We start from the raw sequence: 13,694 nt of genomic DNA on the forward strand, positions 1-13,694 counted from the left end.
CCCCGCCGAGATCGGAATCGGTCGAGAGCGCACGGCTCAATCGATCGATAGCACGACGGCTCAAATCTCGAGCGGGCCCTCGCGGCGGGCGACCCCCCGAAACCGACGACCGTGGACGTCCCCCTCCAGGATCCGATCGCGGATGGACGCCGCGATCCATTCGCGGTCGTCGGGCGAGCCGGCTGACGCCGCCCCGGATCTGCGGATCTCGTCCGGGAGGTATCGGTCGTGGACGGGGAGCCGCTCGTGGAGGGTCATGTCGCCGGCGTGCGCGACGGCGCGAAGCTCCTCGAGGGCCGGCCACTCGTAGGCCGGGTTGACGTAGTCGTCGGTGACCGGCGAGACGCCGCCGAGGTCGTCGATCCCGCAGTCGACGAGTTCCGCGGCCGGCGAGAGGTTCGGCGGCACCTGTATCGAGACCTCCTCGGGAAGCGCCGCTCGGGCCATCGAAACGACGCGCCGCATCGTTTCGAGGCCGGGGCGCTCGAAGTCCGACCGCTCGTTCTCGACGACGTTCTGGACGATCACCTCCTGGACGTGGCCGTATCGCTCGTGAAGCTCGCGGATCGCGAGGAGGCTCTCCGCCCGGTCGCGCCACGTCTCGCCGATGCCGACGAGGATGCCGGTGGTGAACGGGACGCCCACGCGACCCGCCGCCCGGATCGTGTTGAGACGCTGTCCGGGCGTCTTGCGACGGCCGCCCGCGTGGGCGTCGACGTCCGCGGTCGTCTCGAGCATCACGCCCATCGAGGCGTTGACTCCCCGGAGCCGCTCGAAGGCCGCTTCGGTCAGATCGCCCGGGTTCGAGTGGGGCAACAGCCCCTCCGAGAGGGCGATCGAACACGCCTCCTGCAGGTACTCGAGAACGGAGTCGTGGCCCCACTCGGAGAGCTGCTCGTGGATCGCCGTATACCGGTCGTCCGGCGCGTCGCCGAAGGTGAAAAGCGCCTCCGTACAGCCGGCGTCCGCGCCGACCCGACAACGGCGGCGCACCTCCTCGGGCGAGAGGAGGCTCGCCTCGCCCGGGACGTCGTAGTAGGTGCAGTAGGTGCAGGTGTACCGACAGGCCGTGGTGAGCGGCACGAACACGTTCCGCGAGAACGTGAGCGCGTCCGCGGGCTCGACGTCCGCCGGCGTCACCTCGAGCAGGCGGTCGACGGCCTCGGGGTCGGGCTCGACCGCGATGTCGTAGCGCTCGGCCGCGGGGAACACGCCTTCGAGTCGGCGTCCGAGGCCCAAAAGGATATCACTCCGATCTGACGACCGTCGTGTCCCCGCCGTCGGTGGCGACCTCGAAGCCGGCCTCGAGGAGCCATTCGTGTGCGCGTCGCTCGCCGTGAACGAGCACCTCGAGGAGGTCCTCCCGGTCGTCGACGTCGCTCGCGAGGCGGCGGGAGTCGACCTCGGCGAGGGTCGCCCCGATCGACCGGGCGTTTCGGCGATGATCGCGGATCGAGACGCCGTGGTAGTCGACCCGAAACGACGGGTCGCGAGAGACGAACGCGTTCGTGCCGCCGCCGCGACCCGGCGCGAGCACGACCTCGCCGTCCGCCTCGAGGAGCCGCCGGAGGCTCGCGGGCGTCGCGAGCGGGAGGTCCGCCATCACGACCGCGACCGGCGGTTCGAACGCGTCGGTCCCCTCGAACGCCGTGGCGACGGCGGCGTTCACGGCGGTCGTGAGATCGCGATCGTCGACGATCACGTCGAGGCCGGAATCGAGACTTCCGGCGAGATCGGACTGGAAGGAGCGATTCGAGTTCGGATCGGCATCTCGGAGCGCCTCAAGATCGTGATCGAGCGGGCGGGTCGCGAGTACGTGGGGTGTTCCGCCGGCGGCGACGATCGACTCGAGCACGTCCGCGAGCATGACGCGTGCGAACGCGCGCCGTTCCCCGGGATCGAGAACGTCGGAGAGACGGGTCTTCGGGTCGTGAGCGGCGAACGGAACGATGACGTCCATCGGGACGTGGTGACGCCGAGTTAGAACAGCGACTCGAGCTCGTCCTCGCCGTCGTCGACGAGTTCCTCGAGGTTCTCCTCGCTCTCCTCGCGGATCTCCTCGAGGTTGTCCTGGGCCTCGATGGCGACCTGCTGGAGCTCCTTGATCCGGGGGACGTTCGTCACGCCCGCGAGCAGGATGACCGAGGCGACGAACCCGGAGCCGCGGTAGGGGTAGTCCCCGCCGCGAACCTCCATCGAGCCGGTCTGCTCCTCGAGCCACTTGCGCCCGCGCTCTATGCCCTTGCGGTTGAGGTACTCCGGCGGGCCGGCGAGCACGAGCAGCGCGCGTTCGGCGCCCTCGATCTCACAGGGGAGCGTCAAGCGACCGAGCGCCGCCTTTCGAACCAGGCTCGTGATCCGGTTCGTCGTGTGTGCGGTGTCGAGCTCCTCGGCCGACTCGTCGTTTCGGAGCCGCGAGAGGAGGCCGCCGGAGCTCGTCTCCTCGACCTCCTCCTCGGCGTATCCGACCGTCGAGACGCCGCCGCCCGAGAGCGTGTTGATGATCTCCGAGGAGTCGACGACGCTCTCTGCGACCTCCTGGCCCTGCTTGACCTCGCCGGCGCCGAAGAGGATGCCGAACCGCCGGACGATCTCCTCGTTGATCTGTTCGTAGCCGCCCTGGACGGACTCGCCGGTCTTGCGCCAGGCGTCGTTGTCGAAGACCATCAGGTTGTCGACCTCGCGGACGAAGGTCTGGAACGAGCGCGCCGCGTTCAGGGTGTAGATCCCCCCCTCGTCGCTGCCGGGCAGGATGCCGAGGCCGTAGACCGGCTCGGTGTAGATGCGTTTCAGGTGTTTCGCCAACACCGGCGCGCCGCCGGAGCCCGTACCGCCACCGAGTCCGGCGACCACGAGGAACGCGTCGACCTCGTGAACCGGGATCGAGTCGATGGCGCCCTGCACCTCGTCGATGTCCTCCTCGGCGATCTCCGCGCCGAGCTCGTTGTCGGCGCCGACGCCGTGGCCCTTGACGCGGGACTGTCCGATGAGCACCCGCTGTTCCTCGGAGACGTGTTCGAGGCCCATCAGGTCGGCCTTGGCGGTGTTCACCGCGGCCGCGGCCCTGACGATCTCGGAACCGGTCCGTTTGTCGTACTCGAGAAACTTGTCGACGACCTTTCCCCCCGCTTGCCCGAAGCCGATCATTGCCAGTTTCATGGAATCCCCCAGTCGGTCTTTGAAAAGACCACAGTAGCATGGCAAATATAAGCCTTGTGATGGTGGCGACCGGCGACGCCGGACGAACGGGCGATAAATCGGCTGAAGGCGGCGGATCGTCGGTTATCAGAATTTATTTTCACGCCGGACGGGAGCGAGTTCTGTATCGACGAGTGAATATAAATGATCAACGGTATCACGCCTCACGCCATCCCGAGAAATCGGTCGGGGCGGGATTCGTCTGACGCGCCCGCGCGTCCGTTCCCGTGTCGTCCGACGCATCCCCGTGGAGATCGCGATCAAGATGTCACGGGATCCCGTTCCGCGATCGGGATCCCTCGAAATCGCGTTCGAGCCGGGAGCGACGCGGGGTCCGACACCCGCTCACTCGGCCGCCGTCCCGGACAGGTACTCCCCGAAGGTCGTAAGATCGTCCTCCGTGAGGCCGAAGACGCCGACATCGTTGTTCTCGGTGGTGTTGTCGAACGTCAGCGACCGGTATTGGTCGGGGCCCATCGGGAAGCCCGGAACCACGCTCAACGTCGTGAGGCCGACCCTCGCGAGCGACATCGGTAACGAGACGATCCGCACGTCCCGTCCCTCGGCCGCGTAGACGAGCTCCGTGACCTCACGGAGGGTGAGCCGCTCCGGGCCGCCGAGCTCGTAGGTCTCGCCCGCGTGTTCGGGGTCCTCGATCGCCGTTGCGAGCATCGGGACGAGGTCCTCGACGTGGATCGGCTGGAACCGCGTTCGCCGCCCCCCTCCGGGGAGCGGATAGACGGGGACGCCGGGAGCGAACCACGACTTCAGCCGCTTCGTGAACCCCACGAACTCCCCACCGTCGCCGAAGACGACCGACGGGCGGACGATCGTCTCCTCGAGGTCGGCCTCGCGAACGATGTGCTCCGCGCGACCCTTGGCACGGATGTAGTGTGTCGGACCGTCGGGATCGGCGCCGAGCGCGCTCAACTGGAGGAACCGATCGACGCCGCCATCCTCGGCCGCGGCGACGAGGTTCTCCGTCCCCCCGCGGTGGATCGTGTCGTGGAGCTCGTTGCCCCCGGAGGGCTCGAAGAGCGGCGAGAGCGCGACCAGATTGACGACGGCGCCGTGACCCGCCACCGTCTCGCGGATGGAATCGAGCGCGGTCACGTCACCGACCGCGGTCTCGATCGAGTCGGCGTCCTCGAAGACGTCCTCGGGCGACCGCGAGAGCGCGGTCACCTGGTGGCCCCGGTCGGCGAGTTCACGGCACAGATACGATCCGATGAAGCCCGTCCCGCCGGCGACGAGGATATCCATGACGATCCAATGGGGCAGAAACCACCTAAAACTACCGCGGAATTCCAGTTCGGTTATGTGAGTGGGCCGCCCACCCACAGGCATGCTCGTCACCCTCGAGGGGCTGGACGGAAGCGGGAAGACCACCGTCTGGGAGGCGCTCCAGGCGTCGTATCCGGACGCGACGTTCACCCGCGAGCCGACCGATTCGTGGTACGGTGACGCCGTCTACCGCTCCATCGGCGACGACGACGCGGATCCGATCGCGGAGCTGTTTTTGTACACCGCCGACCACGCGAACCACCTCTCCGGAACGATCGAACCGGCGCTCGAGGCGGGACGTCTCGTGATCTCCGATCGATACAGCGACTCGCGATACGCCTATCAGGCGGCGACGCTCCGCGAGACGCGGATCGACCGACCGATGGAGTACGTCCGGTCGATCCACGAGCCGTTCACGCGCGCTCCCGACCTCACGATCTACCTCGATCTCGACGCCGAACGCGCGGCGGAGCGGTCCGGATCGACGAACAAGTTCGAGCGCCGGGAGTACCTCTCGGTCGTTCGCTCGAACTACGAGCGACTGATCGAGGAGGAGCCGGAGCGATTCGTCCGCGTGGACGCGACCCAACCCCCCGAAGCCGCCCTCGAACGCGTGGAGTCCGCGATCGAGAGGAGACTCGAGGAGTGATCGCCCCCCGCGTCGTCACTCCGCGGGCTCGGGAAGTTCGTACTCGTCGGGATGTTCGACGTAGAGGAGGTCTATCGCCACGCCGAGCGTGCCGGGAAGCAGGATCATCACGGCGAGGACGGCGGTCGGGGTCCCGAGATTCACGCCGATTCCCAACGGGCCGCTGAACACGAGCGTCGAGACGAACAACACGACGGGGACGAGAAACGCGACGTAAACCGCGGTGCCCCAGGTCGTCGCGAGACGCAGCCGGAGATACCGGGTCATCACGGCGGCGATCAGCGTGTGGATCCCCAACACCACGAGAAACGCGAGCACGCCGAGGATCGAGGCCATGACCCCAGTAGCGTCCGCGCGCTTTTTCGTCTATCGGCTCGTGTCGGACGGTCGCTCATCGGCTCGTGTCGGATCGTCGGTCACCTCGAAACGACTCACTCCTCGTCGATGGCGACGTACGTCTTCGTGTCGACGACGCCCGAAAGCTCCTGTAGCCTCGTCGCCGCGGTCGAGAGCACGTCGTAGACCTCCGGCGTCTCGATCTCGACGATGACGTCCCAGTCGCCCGCGACGACGTGTGCCGTCTCCACCGGCTCCACCGAACGGCTCGCCTCCGCGATCCCCGCCGCCGCTCCCACGTCCGCTTTGAGGAGCACGTATGCTCTGACCATGTGTTACCATACACCATGGACCGCAAAAACCTTCGCCCCGGGAGAAAGGTTATTTTAGCAGCCGTCTGTAGGATCTTTCATGAGATTTGTTAACATTGGCTGGGGGCGGGTCGGACGTCGGACCGCCCGCGTCCTCGCGGAGGAGGGCCACACGGTCGTCGTCGTGGAACGCGACCCTGAGACGGCCAGACTGGCGCGCGAGGCGGGTTTCGAGGTGGTCGAGGGGGACGGGGGGAGAGAGGAGGTACTCGAGAAAGCCGGGATCGACTCGGCGGACGCAGTCGGCGCGCTCACGGGCGATCTCAACGTCAACTTCGCCGCGTGCATGATCGCCAAACACCACGGCTGTAGAACGGTGATGCGAATCGACGAGGACTACCGCGAGGAGATCTACCGGAAGTACGCCGACGAGGTGGACGAGATCGTCCACCCGGAGCGGCTCGGCGCCATCGCCGCGAAGAACGCGCTCCTCGGCGGGAACATCCAGGCGATCGCCGACGTCGCCCAACACCTGCAGATCCTGCTCGTCACGGTGACGTCCGAATCCCCGATGCGGGGCTACACGATGTCGGAGGTCGCGCTCCCGGCGGCCTCCCGGATCCTCGCGTTCGGAAAGGCGGACGGCACGCTCGGGATTCCCCTTCCGGACGATACGCTCGAGGCCGGCGACCGGATCGCCGTGCTGGCGGACCACTCCGTTCTCGACGACGTTCGCCAGCTGCTCGTGGGGGACATCGAACCCTCGACCACCGCGGCGACCGCGGGAGGTGAACCATGAGCGTCACCGCCTACGTGATGGTGAAGGCCAACACGGGAGAGGCCGACCGGTTGAAACAGCAGATGGCCGCGATCGACGGCGTCGAGCGGGTGAGCATCGTCGCGGGCGACGTCGACTTCATCGTCACGCTCTCCGTGGAGACGCCCGCGGACGTCAAGGACGTCGCGGCGGCGTCGATCCAGGGGCTCGACGGCATCGAAAGCACGCAGACGTACGTCGCTATGGACTGAGACGTCGAGCGCTCTCTCGGTGGTTCCCTCGCCGAGATTTATACCCGATCGCGAACCAGCGTCGTCGTGTCTTGAACGTCGCCCCGGATCGGACGAGACGGTTGTGTGGCGCTCCGACCGGGAACCGTATCGCCACCTGTCCGCCATTTCACGTCGCAAGCGGCGTGTCGAGCGGTCGTCCCCCGATCAGACGTGCTCCGATCAGATGTGACCCGATCAGACATCGCCGGCGGTTCCCTGCGTTCGGGCCCGCGAGAGGAGCCCCGCGACGGGATCGGCGTAGTCGTATCCCGGAATGATCCCCTGCACGTACGTTCCCTCGACGAAGTCGACGAAGGCGCGTGCGTCCTCGACGCCGCGTTCCGGGTTGGCGTCCGCCAGAGAGACTTCGACCACGATGTCGTCCCCGTCACGACGGACTCCCGGATCCAGATCACGCGAGCGTCGCGTGATGCCGGAGACGTCCTCGATCCGTCGCTCGAACGTGTCGAACCACCCGTCCTCGACCACCTCGGCGACGGCGTCCTCGGTCACGGCGTCGAGCATGGGGACGACGACGGTCACGTCGAACGCGAAACGGACGGAGGGGTCCGGGTCCGTTCCATCGGCGTCCGAACCGGCCTGATCCGAACGGTCCCGAGTCGTTCGTTCTTCATCCGACCCGGCCACCGCTATCGGTTCGGCCTCGATCCGTCCCTCGAAGGCGGTGGTCGTCGAGCGCCAGGTCGTCTCGTCGATCTGCTCGAAGGATCCGGCCGTCTCGAAGGCGTTCCGGACCCGATCCGATGGCTCACGCATACCGATCGGAGGGTGCGAATCGCCAAAAGATCGTCGTGTCGGCGTCCGAGATCACGGTCGCGATCGCAAGCGCCGGGAAGTCGGTCCGCGATCCGATCCGGATCGGTTCTCGGCCGATTCCGTCCCCGGCCGATTCAGTCCTCGACGACGACCTCGACCGGTTCGTCCTGGTCGGTATCGGCGGATTCGGCTTCTTGGGCCGACTGCTTACCCTGCAGGTAGAGTCCGACCGCAACGGCGATGACGACCCACGATCGCCAGTTGGCCAGGTTCAGCGTGTAGCCGATCCCGAAGGGCTTCTCGACGAGCATGCCCCGCCCGGGCTTCCAGTACGAGGAGATCAGTCGGCCGAGGCTCGGCCGATCGAAGTTGTATGGGATCCCGAAGAGTTCGCCGGATGAGGGTTTCTCGACCATACCGTACCTAACGGCACCGGGTGGTAAATCGTTTTGGCTCGAGCGGCCGACCATCGATGACGCCCCGGCCGCTCACGTCGCGTCACCGATATCGACCACGTCCCTCGATCGTTCGGAGCCGGTCGATCACGGCCGAGTCGCCGACCGAGAGATAGCCGGACTCGAAGGCGTCGAGGAGCGACTCCGGATCCATCGCGGTACCGGCGACGGCCTGCTCGAGGACGTGGAGGTCCATCGCGTGGTCCTCGACGTGGCCCGTGTGATAGCCCAGGCCGAAATCGATCAGATACGTATGGGGGCGCGAACCCGGAGCGTCGGCGATCGTCCCGTCGACGTTCGCGTCGGGCTCCTCGATCGATCGGATCCGGACGTTTCGCGTCGTCGGATCGCCGTGGACGATCCCGGCATCGTGGAGCCGTGCGAGGTGTCTACCGACGGTCCGAGTGTGGACCCTCGAAGCGTCCGTTCCGTGCGCGAGCGCGTCGGCGAGATCGCGCTCGCCGACGTGCTGGAGCGTCAACGTCGCGTTCGCAACGTCGACGTCGTGAACGAGCGGAGTCGGAACGCCGGCTCGGCGCGCCTCGTTCAGCAGCCGCGCTTCGAGGGTGGTACGGCTCCGGCGGAGGGTCCCGTCGAGCTCCGGATGTCGGTAGGTCCGCGAGCGGCGACGTTTCCGGACGCGGTTGTCTCCGAGGAGTTCCACGGTCGCCTCGGCGCCGGTGTGATCGCGGTCGGTGCGTTCGACACCGTCGCGAGCCCGCTCAGTGTGCTCCGTTCGAGGGCCCTCCCGGATCGACTCGTCCCCCGGACGCCACGTGACCGGAACCTCGTCGGGCCGGAAGTTCGGATCGACCGACGACTCGCGGATCGGTACGACGTCACCGGCAGCGGCCATCTTCGCGCCGAGGACCGCGATCATGCCCGCGTTGTCGCGAAGGAACCGCGGTTCCGGCGCGAAAAAGGACGCGCCGCGTTGTGTACACATCGCCTCGAGCATCTCGCGGAGGCGATCGTTCTGTCCGACGCCGCCGCCGAGGACGAGCTCGTCGGCGCCGGTGAGCGATAGCGCCCGCTCTGCGACCTCGGTCAACATCGCGAAGACGTGTTCCTGGAGGGCGAAACAGACGTCCTCGACCGGGGCACCCTCGTCGTATCGGTCCTTGGCAGCCGACATGATCCCGGAAAACGAGAAGTCCATTCCCTTGACGACGTACGGGAGTTCGAGGAACTCGCCGTCGGCGGCCGCGGCCTCGACCTTCGGACCGCCCGGATGCGACCAGCCGACGTGGCGGGTGAACTTGTCGATCGCGTTGCCGACGCCGGTATCCATGGTCTCGCCCAGGACGCGATAGCGGTCGTCGTGATAGCCGAGCACGTGGGCGTTCGCCCCCGAGGCGTTCAAACAGATCGGATTCTCGAATCCCGACCGATGGCGACCGATCTCGAGGTGTGCCACCATGTGATTGACGCCGACGAGCGGGACCGAAAGCGATCCGGCGAGCGACCGGGCCGCGGTCCCGGCGGTTCGCAGGCAGGGTCCGAGACCCGGACCGCGAGAGAACGCGACGGCATCGATCGAAGCGCGGCCGTACTCCCGTTCGGCGTATGAAAGCGCCGCGTCGACGACCGACGGGAGGGCGTCGGACATGTGCTCTGCGGCCTCACGGGGGTGAATGCCGCCGCTATCGGGTAGATACGGATCGGATTCGATGTGGACGTCGTCGGTTTCGGAATCGTAGACGGCGGCGCTCGCACACCAGGCCGTCCCCTCGATCCCGAGAACGCGCATTCGGAAGCCGTCGGGGCCGATCAGGCTTCCTCGGCTTCGGCCTCGACGTCCGCCTCGTCGTCGACGCCGATCTTGTTGCGCTCGAGCATGTACTCCTGTTCGACGTCGCGGGCGTGTTCGGGCGTCTCGTAGGCCTTCGCGTAGCCGACGGTCTTTCGCATGCCGAACTTCGTGTCGAGCTCGTGGATGACGACCTCGTCGGAGTCCTTATCGAGGGTGGCCGCGAGCGAATCGCGGACGGAGAGCCTGGAGGGCGTCGCGTCCTCGTGGACGATCTCGAAGCGGATGTCCGTTCTGTGCAACATGGGGTTTTCCTCCTCGGAAACGATGTCGATCTCCATGGTCAGTTAGCGTTATCTCCCCGCGAAAGAGCTAAAAGGATTTCGAAGCCGGGACCTCGCCGCCGGTTCGACCGCCACCTGACGGCGCGTTGGGCGGCGAGGAGTCGGTGGCGCGGCGTTTTTATCTCCGAGCGGCGAAGGCGAAGCGTGGACGTACACGTTCGGTACGAGGGCGACGACGACCCGGAAAAGTGCACGGCCAGGAAGCTCGCCCGCTTCGATCTCGCGACCCTCCACCGGACGGACGGGGCGACGCCCTACGGCATCGTCTTGAACCCGCACGCCGAGCGAGCGCTGTCGCCGGCGGATGCTGGGAACGCGGGCGACGATGAGGAAGGCGGACGAGAGAACGCCGACGGGGGCAACGACGTGCGGGGAGACGGAGGCGACGGGGACGTACTGGTCGCGCTCGATTGCTCGTGGGAATCGGCGGGCGAAAAGCGGTTTTCCCTCCCCGGCGAGCACCGTGCGCTGCCGTATCTGGTCGCCGCGAATCCCGTGAACTTCGGGCGTCCGATGCGGTTGACCACCGTCGAGGCACTTTCGGCCGCGCTCGTGATCCTCGGTGAGCGGGTCCACGGCGAGCGACTCCTCGAGAAGTTCACGTGGGGAGAGACCTTCCTCGAGCTCAACGAGGAGCCCCTTCGTCGGTACGCGGCCTGTGAGGACTCCGCTGCGGTCGTCGACGTGCAACAGGAGTACCTCGACCGCTGACCGGTCGATCCTCGTGTGGTAACCTATCGTTTAATAAATACACCCACATTATTTATTAGTAACACCCAAATTTCGGCCGGGAGTTGACAGTTGAGTTAATAACGATCGAGCGTCTACGTCGAACTAATGAGCGACGACGACCGGCGCTCCGCCGGGGAGACGTGCGGGTGTGGCGGACACGCCGACGCGGATGGGGATCATCCCGAGCGGGACGGACGTCAACCGGGGCCGCCGGCATCCGGATCCGACGACCTCCGATTGTCGGTGCCCGACATGGACTGCAGCTCCTGTGCGGGGAAGGTGGAGTCCGCGCTGTCGGACCGAACGGGTGTGACGGGGATCGACACGCGTCCGACCAACGGGACGGTCGACGTACTGTACGACCCGGAGCGGACCGCCCCCAGCACGATCGTCGAGGCAGTTGAATCGGCCGGTTACGCGGTCGAGCGGGGAGAAACGACGCGGCTGTCGGTTCCCGACATGGACTGTAGCTCCTGTGCGGGGAAGGTGGAGTCGGCCCTCTCCATCGACGGCGTCCTGGACGTGGACACTCGGCCGACGACCGGCACGGTGGTGATCGACTACGATCCGCGGACGATCGGAGCCGACGGACTGATCGCGGCGGTCGAGTCGGCAGGGTACGAGGTGGAGAAGTCCGAGGACACCGTCGGTGGAGACGTGCCGATACATCGGACGCCGCGGGCGATCGCGACCGGGATCGGGGCGATCCTTCTGGCCGGCGGACTGGTCCTCCAGTGGGCGGTTCCCGTCCTCGATCCGTCGTTCGCGACGGTCGGTCCCTGGGCGATAACGGGGTCGTGGCTCGCCTACGTCCTCGCCGTCGCGGCCGCCGCGCCGCCGATCCTCCGAGCGGGATATTACTCCGCGCGCAACCGAAACCTGGACGTCGACCTGTTGATGACGGTCGGAGTGGTGGGCGCGCTCGCGATCGACGCCCCCTTCGAGGCCGCCACGCTGGCGGTGTTGTTCTCGACCGCGGAGCTGCTCGAGCGGTTCTCGATCGATCGGGCGCGAAACTCCATCGAGGAGCTGATGGAGCTCTCCCCGGAGACCGCCACCGTGTTGCGTGACGGAGCCGAGGAGACCGTTCCCGCGAGCGAGGTCGCGGTCGGCGAGCGCGTCGCCGTCCGTCCGGGCGAGAAGGTCCCGCTCGACGGGGTCGTCGTCGCCGGGTCATCCGCGGTCGACGAATCGCCGATCACCGGCGAGTCGGTTCCGGCGGGAAAGGTCGAGGGGGACGAGGTCTACGCGGGATCGATCAACGAGGAGGGCTACCTCGAGGTCGAGGTGACGGCCCCCGCGTCCGAGTCGACGATCGCGAAGGTGGTCGAGCTGGTCGAGGCGGCGAGCGCCGAGGAGACCGAGGCCGAACGGTTCGTCGACCGGTTCGCCGGGATGTACACGCCGATCGTGGTCGGGCTCGCGATCGCGACCGTGGTGCTCGGCACGGTCGTGGCCGGCGGGGGGTTCACGCAGTGGTTCGTCCGCGGACTGGCACTGCTCGTCATCGCCTGTCCGTGTGCGTTCGTCATCTCGACGCCGGTGAGCGTCGTCTCCGGGGTCACCGCCGCCGCCCGCAACGGCGTCCTAATAAAGGGCGGCCAGCACCTCGAGTCGGCGGGCGAGATCGACACGGTCGCCCTCGACAAGACGGGGACGCTCACCACCGGCGACCTCGGCGTGACGGACGTGATCGCGATCGGCCACGAGGACGACGAGGCGGTGCTCGCGTGTGCGGCCGCCCTCGAGCGCCGCAGCGAGCACCCGATCGCGCGGGCGATCGTCTCCCACGCCGAGGCGGCAGGCGTCCCCGACCGGGAGGTCGCCGGGTTCGAGGCGATGGCCGGCGAGGGCGTTCGAGCCGAGGTCGACGGCGAGACGCACTACGCCGGAAAGCCCGGGCTGTTCGCCGATCTCGGGTTCGATCTCGAACACGCCCACGTCCGAACCGACGGCGGAGGGACGCTCACCAGCGAAGAGACGACCGGTATCGAGACGGCGGACATCGAACCGGACGCCTGCGAGCACGGCGCCTACGTCGACCTCGTCGGCGGGACGATCCCGCGGCTCCAGCGGGAGGGAAAGACCGTGGTGCTCGTCGGAACGGCCGAGACCATAGAGGGCGTCATCGCGGTCTCCGATACGGTCCGACCGGAGGCCGCCTGGACGGTCGACCGACTCCACGAACTCGGGATCGACCGCGTCGTGATGGTGACCGGAGACAACGAGCGGACGGCCGCCGCGATCGGCGAGCAGGTCGGCGTGGACGAGGTCCACGCGGACCTCCTGCCGGACGAGAAGCTCGACGTCATCAGGGAGCTTCGCGAGGCGAGCGACGGCGGCGTGTTGATGCTCGGGGACGGCGTCAACGACGCGCCCGCGCTCGCGACGGCGACGGTCGGGGTCGCGATGGGGGCCGCGGGGACCGACGCGGCCCTCGAGACCGCCGACGCCGCGTTGATGGGCGACGACCTCACCCGGCTCCCGTACCTGATCGATCTCTCCGATCGGGCCTCCCGGGTGATCCGGACGAACATCGTCGCCTCGCTGGGCGTGAAGGCGCTGCTCGCGGCCGGCGCTCCCTTCGGCTACGTCACGATCGCGATGGCGGTCCTCGTCGGCGACATGGGCATGAGCCTCGGGGTGACCGGGAACGCGCTTCGTCTCGGCCGGATCGAACCGGCGGAACCCCCGGTCGCATCGGGGTCGGAGCTCGAGGACGGTTCCGAGGGAGCGGAGGCCGAAACGGCGGGACGGACGAGCGAACCGAACGAACCGGAGCGAGCGACGAGCCCATAGCGTGCAAGC

The 13,694-nt window shown here is 67.5% G+C and carries 15 protein-coding genes; 5 read left to right on the plus strand and 10 right to left on the minus strand.

All coding sequences use genetic code 11. The annotated features are described in order from the left end of the window. Positions 1–60: 60 nt before the first annotated feature. From cofG to ACFQE9_RS11505, 4 genes are all read right to left on the minus strand, one after another. Positions 61–1,212, minus strand: a complete 1,152-nt coding sequence (gene cofG / locus ACFQE9_RS11490) for a 7,8-didemethyl-8-hydroxy-5-deazariboflavin synthase subunit CofG (RefSeq protein WP_379744545.1) — start codon at positions 1,210–1,212, stop codon at positions 61–63. Positions 1,213–1,246: 34 nt separating this feature from the next. After that, complete coding sequence (cofC, locus tag ACFQE9_RS11495) at positions 1,247–1,960, minus strand: 2-phospho-L-lactate guanylyltransferase (protein WP_379744547.1); 714 nt, start codon at positions 1,958–1,960, stop codon at positions 1,247–1,249. Positions 1,961–1,980: 20 nt separating this feature from the next. Beyond that, positions 1,981–3,159 (minus strand): tubulin/FtsZ family protein, encoded by a 1,179-nt coding sequence (locus ACFQE9_RS11500; RefSeq protein ID WP_379744549.1) that lies wholly within the window; start codon positions 3,157–3,159, stop codon positions 1,981–1,983. 384 nt (positions 3,160–3,543) lie between these two features. Then, entirely contained in the window at positions 3,544–4,461 is a 918-nt protein-coding gene (locus ACFQE9_RS11505; RefSeq protein ID WP_379744551.1) for a complex I NDUFA9 subunit family protein, read from the minus strand. An 82-nt stretch (positions 4,462–4,543) separates the two neighbouring features. On the opposite strand from ACFQE9_RS11505, the gene tmk reads away from it, so the two are divergent. Next, positions 4,544–5,131 (plus strand): dTMP kinase, encoded by a 588-nt coding sequence (gene tmk / locus ACFQE9_RS11510; RefSeq protein WP_379744553.1) that lies wholly within the window; start codon positions 4,544–4,546, stop codon positions 5,129–5,131. Positions 5,132–5,146: 15 nt separating this feature from the next. On the opposite strand, the gene ACFQE9_RS11515 is transcribed toward tmk, so the two are convergent. Both ACFQE9_RS11515 and ACFQE9_RS11520 read right to left on the minus strand, forming a co-directional pair. Continuing rightward, on the minus strand, positions 5,147–5,467 hold the full coding sequence (locus ACFQE9_RS11515) for a hypothetical protein (RefSeq protein ID WP_379744555.1): 321 nt from the start codon (positions 5,465–5,467) through the stop codon (positions 5,147–5,149). Positions 5,468–5,562: 95 nt separating this feature from the next. Beyond that, a complete protein-coding gene (locus ACFQE9_RS11520; protein ID WP_379744557.1) occupies positions 5,563–5,799 on the minus strand; it encodes an Lrp/AsnC ligand binding domain-containing protein in 237 nt (78 codons plus the stop codon). Between the two features lie 79 nt (positions 5,800–5,878). Here ACFQE9_RS11520 and ACFQE9_RS11525 point away from each other — a divergent pair, with 79 nt between their 5' ends. Further along, positions 5,879–6,577 carry a potassium channel family protein gene (locus tag ACFQE9_RS11525; RefSeq protein WP_379744559.1) on the plus strand — a complete coding sequence of 233 codons (699 nt, stop codon included), beginning with the start codon at positions 5,879–5,881 and terminating at the stop codon, positions 6,575–6,577. Continuing rightward, positions 6,574–6,807 carry an Lrp/AsnC family transcriptional regulator gene (locus ACFQE9_RS11530; RefSeq protein WP_379744561.1) on the plus strand — a complete coding sequence of 78 codons (234 nt, stop codon included), beginning with the start codon at positions 6,574–6,576 and terminating at the stop codon, positions 6,805–6,807. The genes ACFQE9_RS11525 and ACFQE9_RS11530 overlap by 4 nt, the downstream gene beginning before the upstream one ends. Before the next feature lie 216 nt (positions 6,808–7,023). On the opposite strand, the gene ACFQE9_RS11535 is transcribed toward ACFQE9_RS11530, so the two are convergent. The 4 genes from ACFQE9_RS11535 to ACFQE9_RS11550 form a co-directional block, all read right to left on the minus strand. Further along, positions 7,024–7,605 carry a DUF5813 family protein gene (locus ACFQE9_RS11535; protein WP_379744563.1) on the minus strand — a complete coding sequence of 194 codons (582 nt, stop codon included), beginning with the start codon at positions 7,603–7,605 and terminating at the stop codon, positions 7,024–7,026. Between the two features lie 134 nt (positions 7,606–7,739). Continuing rightward, entirely contained in the window at positions 7,740–8,021 is a 282-nt protein-coding gene (locus ACFQE9_RS11540) for a DUF5808 domain-containing protein (RefSeq protein WP_379744565.1), read from the minus strand. 82 nt (positions 8,022–8,103) lie between these two features. After that, the gene (locus ACFQE9_RS11545) at positions 8,104–9,810 is read right to left on the minus strand and encodes a bifunctional N(6)-L-threonylcarbamoyladenine synthase/serine/threonine protein kinase (protein WP_379744567.1); all 1,707 of its coding nucleotides are present in this window, start codon (positions 9,808–9,810) and stop codon (positions 8,104–8,106) included. A gap of 20 nt (positions 9,811–9,830) precedes the next feature. Continuing rightward, positions 9,831–10,151: a 30S ribosomal protein S24e gene (locus ACFQE9_RS11550; protein ID WP_379744569.1), complete on the minus strand. Its 321-nt coding sequence runs from the start codon at positions 10,149–10,151 to the stop codon at positions 9,831–9,833. A 147-nt stretch (positions 10,152–10,298) separates the two neighbouring features. On the opposite strand from ACFQE9_RS11550, the gene ACFQE9_RS11555 reads away from it, so the two are divergent. Both ACFQE9_RS11555 and ACFQE9_RS11560 read left to right on the plus strand, forming a co-directional pair. After that, positions 10,299–10,865 carry a ribosome biogenesis domain-containing protein gene (locus tag ACFQE9_RS11555; RefSeq protein ID WP_379744571.1) on the plus strand — a complete coding sequence of 189 codons (567 nt, stop codon included), beginning with the start codon at positions 10,299–10,301 and terminating at the stop codon, positions 10,863–10,865. Positions 10,866–10,991: 126 nt separating this feature from the next. Beyond that, positions 10,992–13,685, plus strand: coding sequence for a heavy metal translocating P-type ATPase (locus ACFQE9_RS11560; RefSeq protein WP_379744573.1), 2,694 nt, complete (start codon positions 10,992–10,994; stop codon positions 13,683–13,685). The last annotated feature ends 9 nt before the right edge of the window (positions 13,686–13,694 follow it).

The organism is Halopenitus salinus (assembly GCF_042662125.1).
GTDB lineage: Archaea > Halobacteriota > Halobacteria > Halobacteriales > Haloferacaceae > Halopenitus > Halopenitus salinus.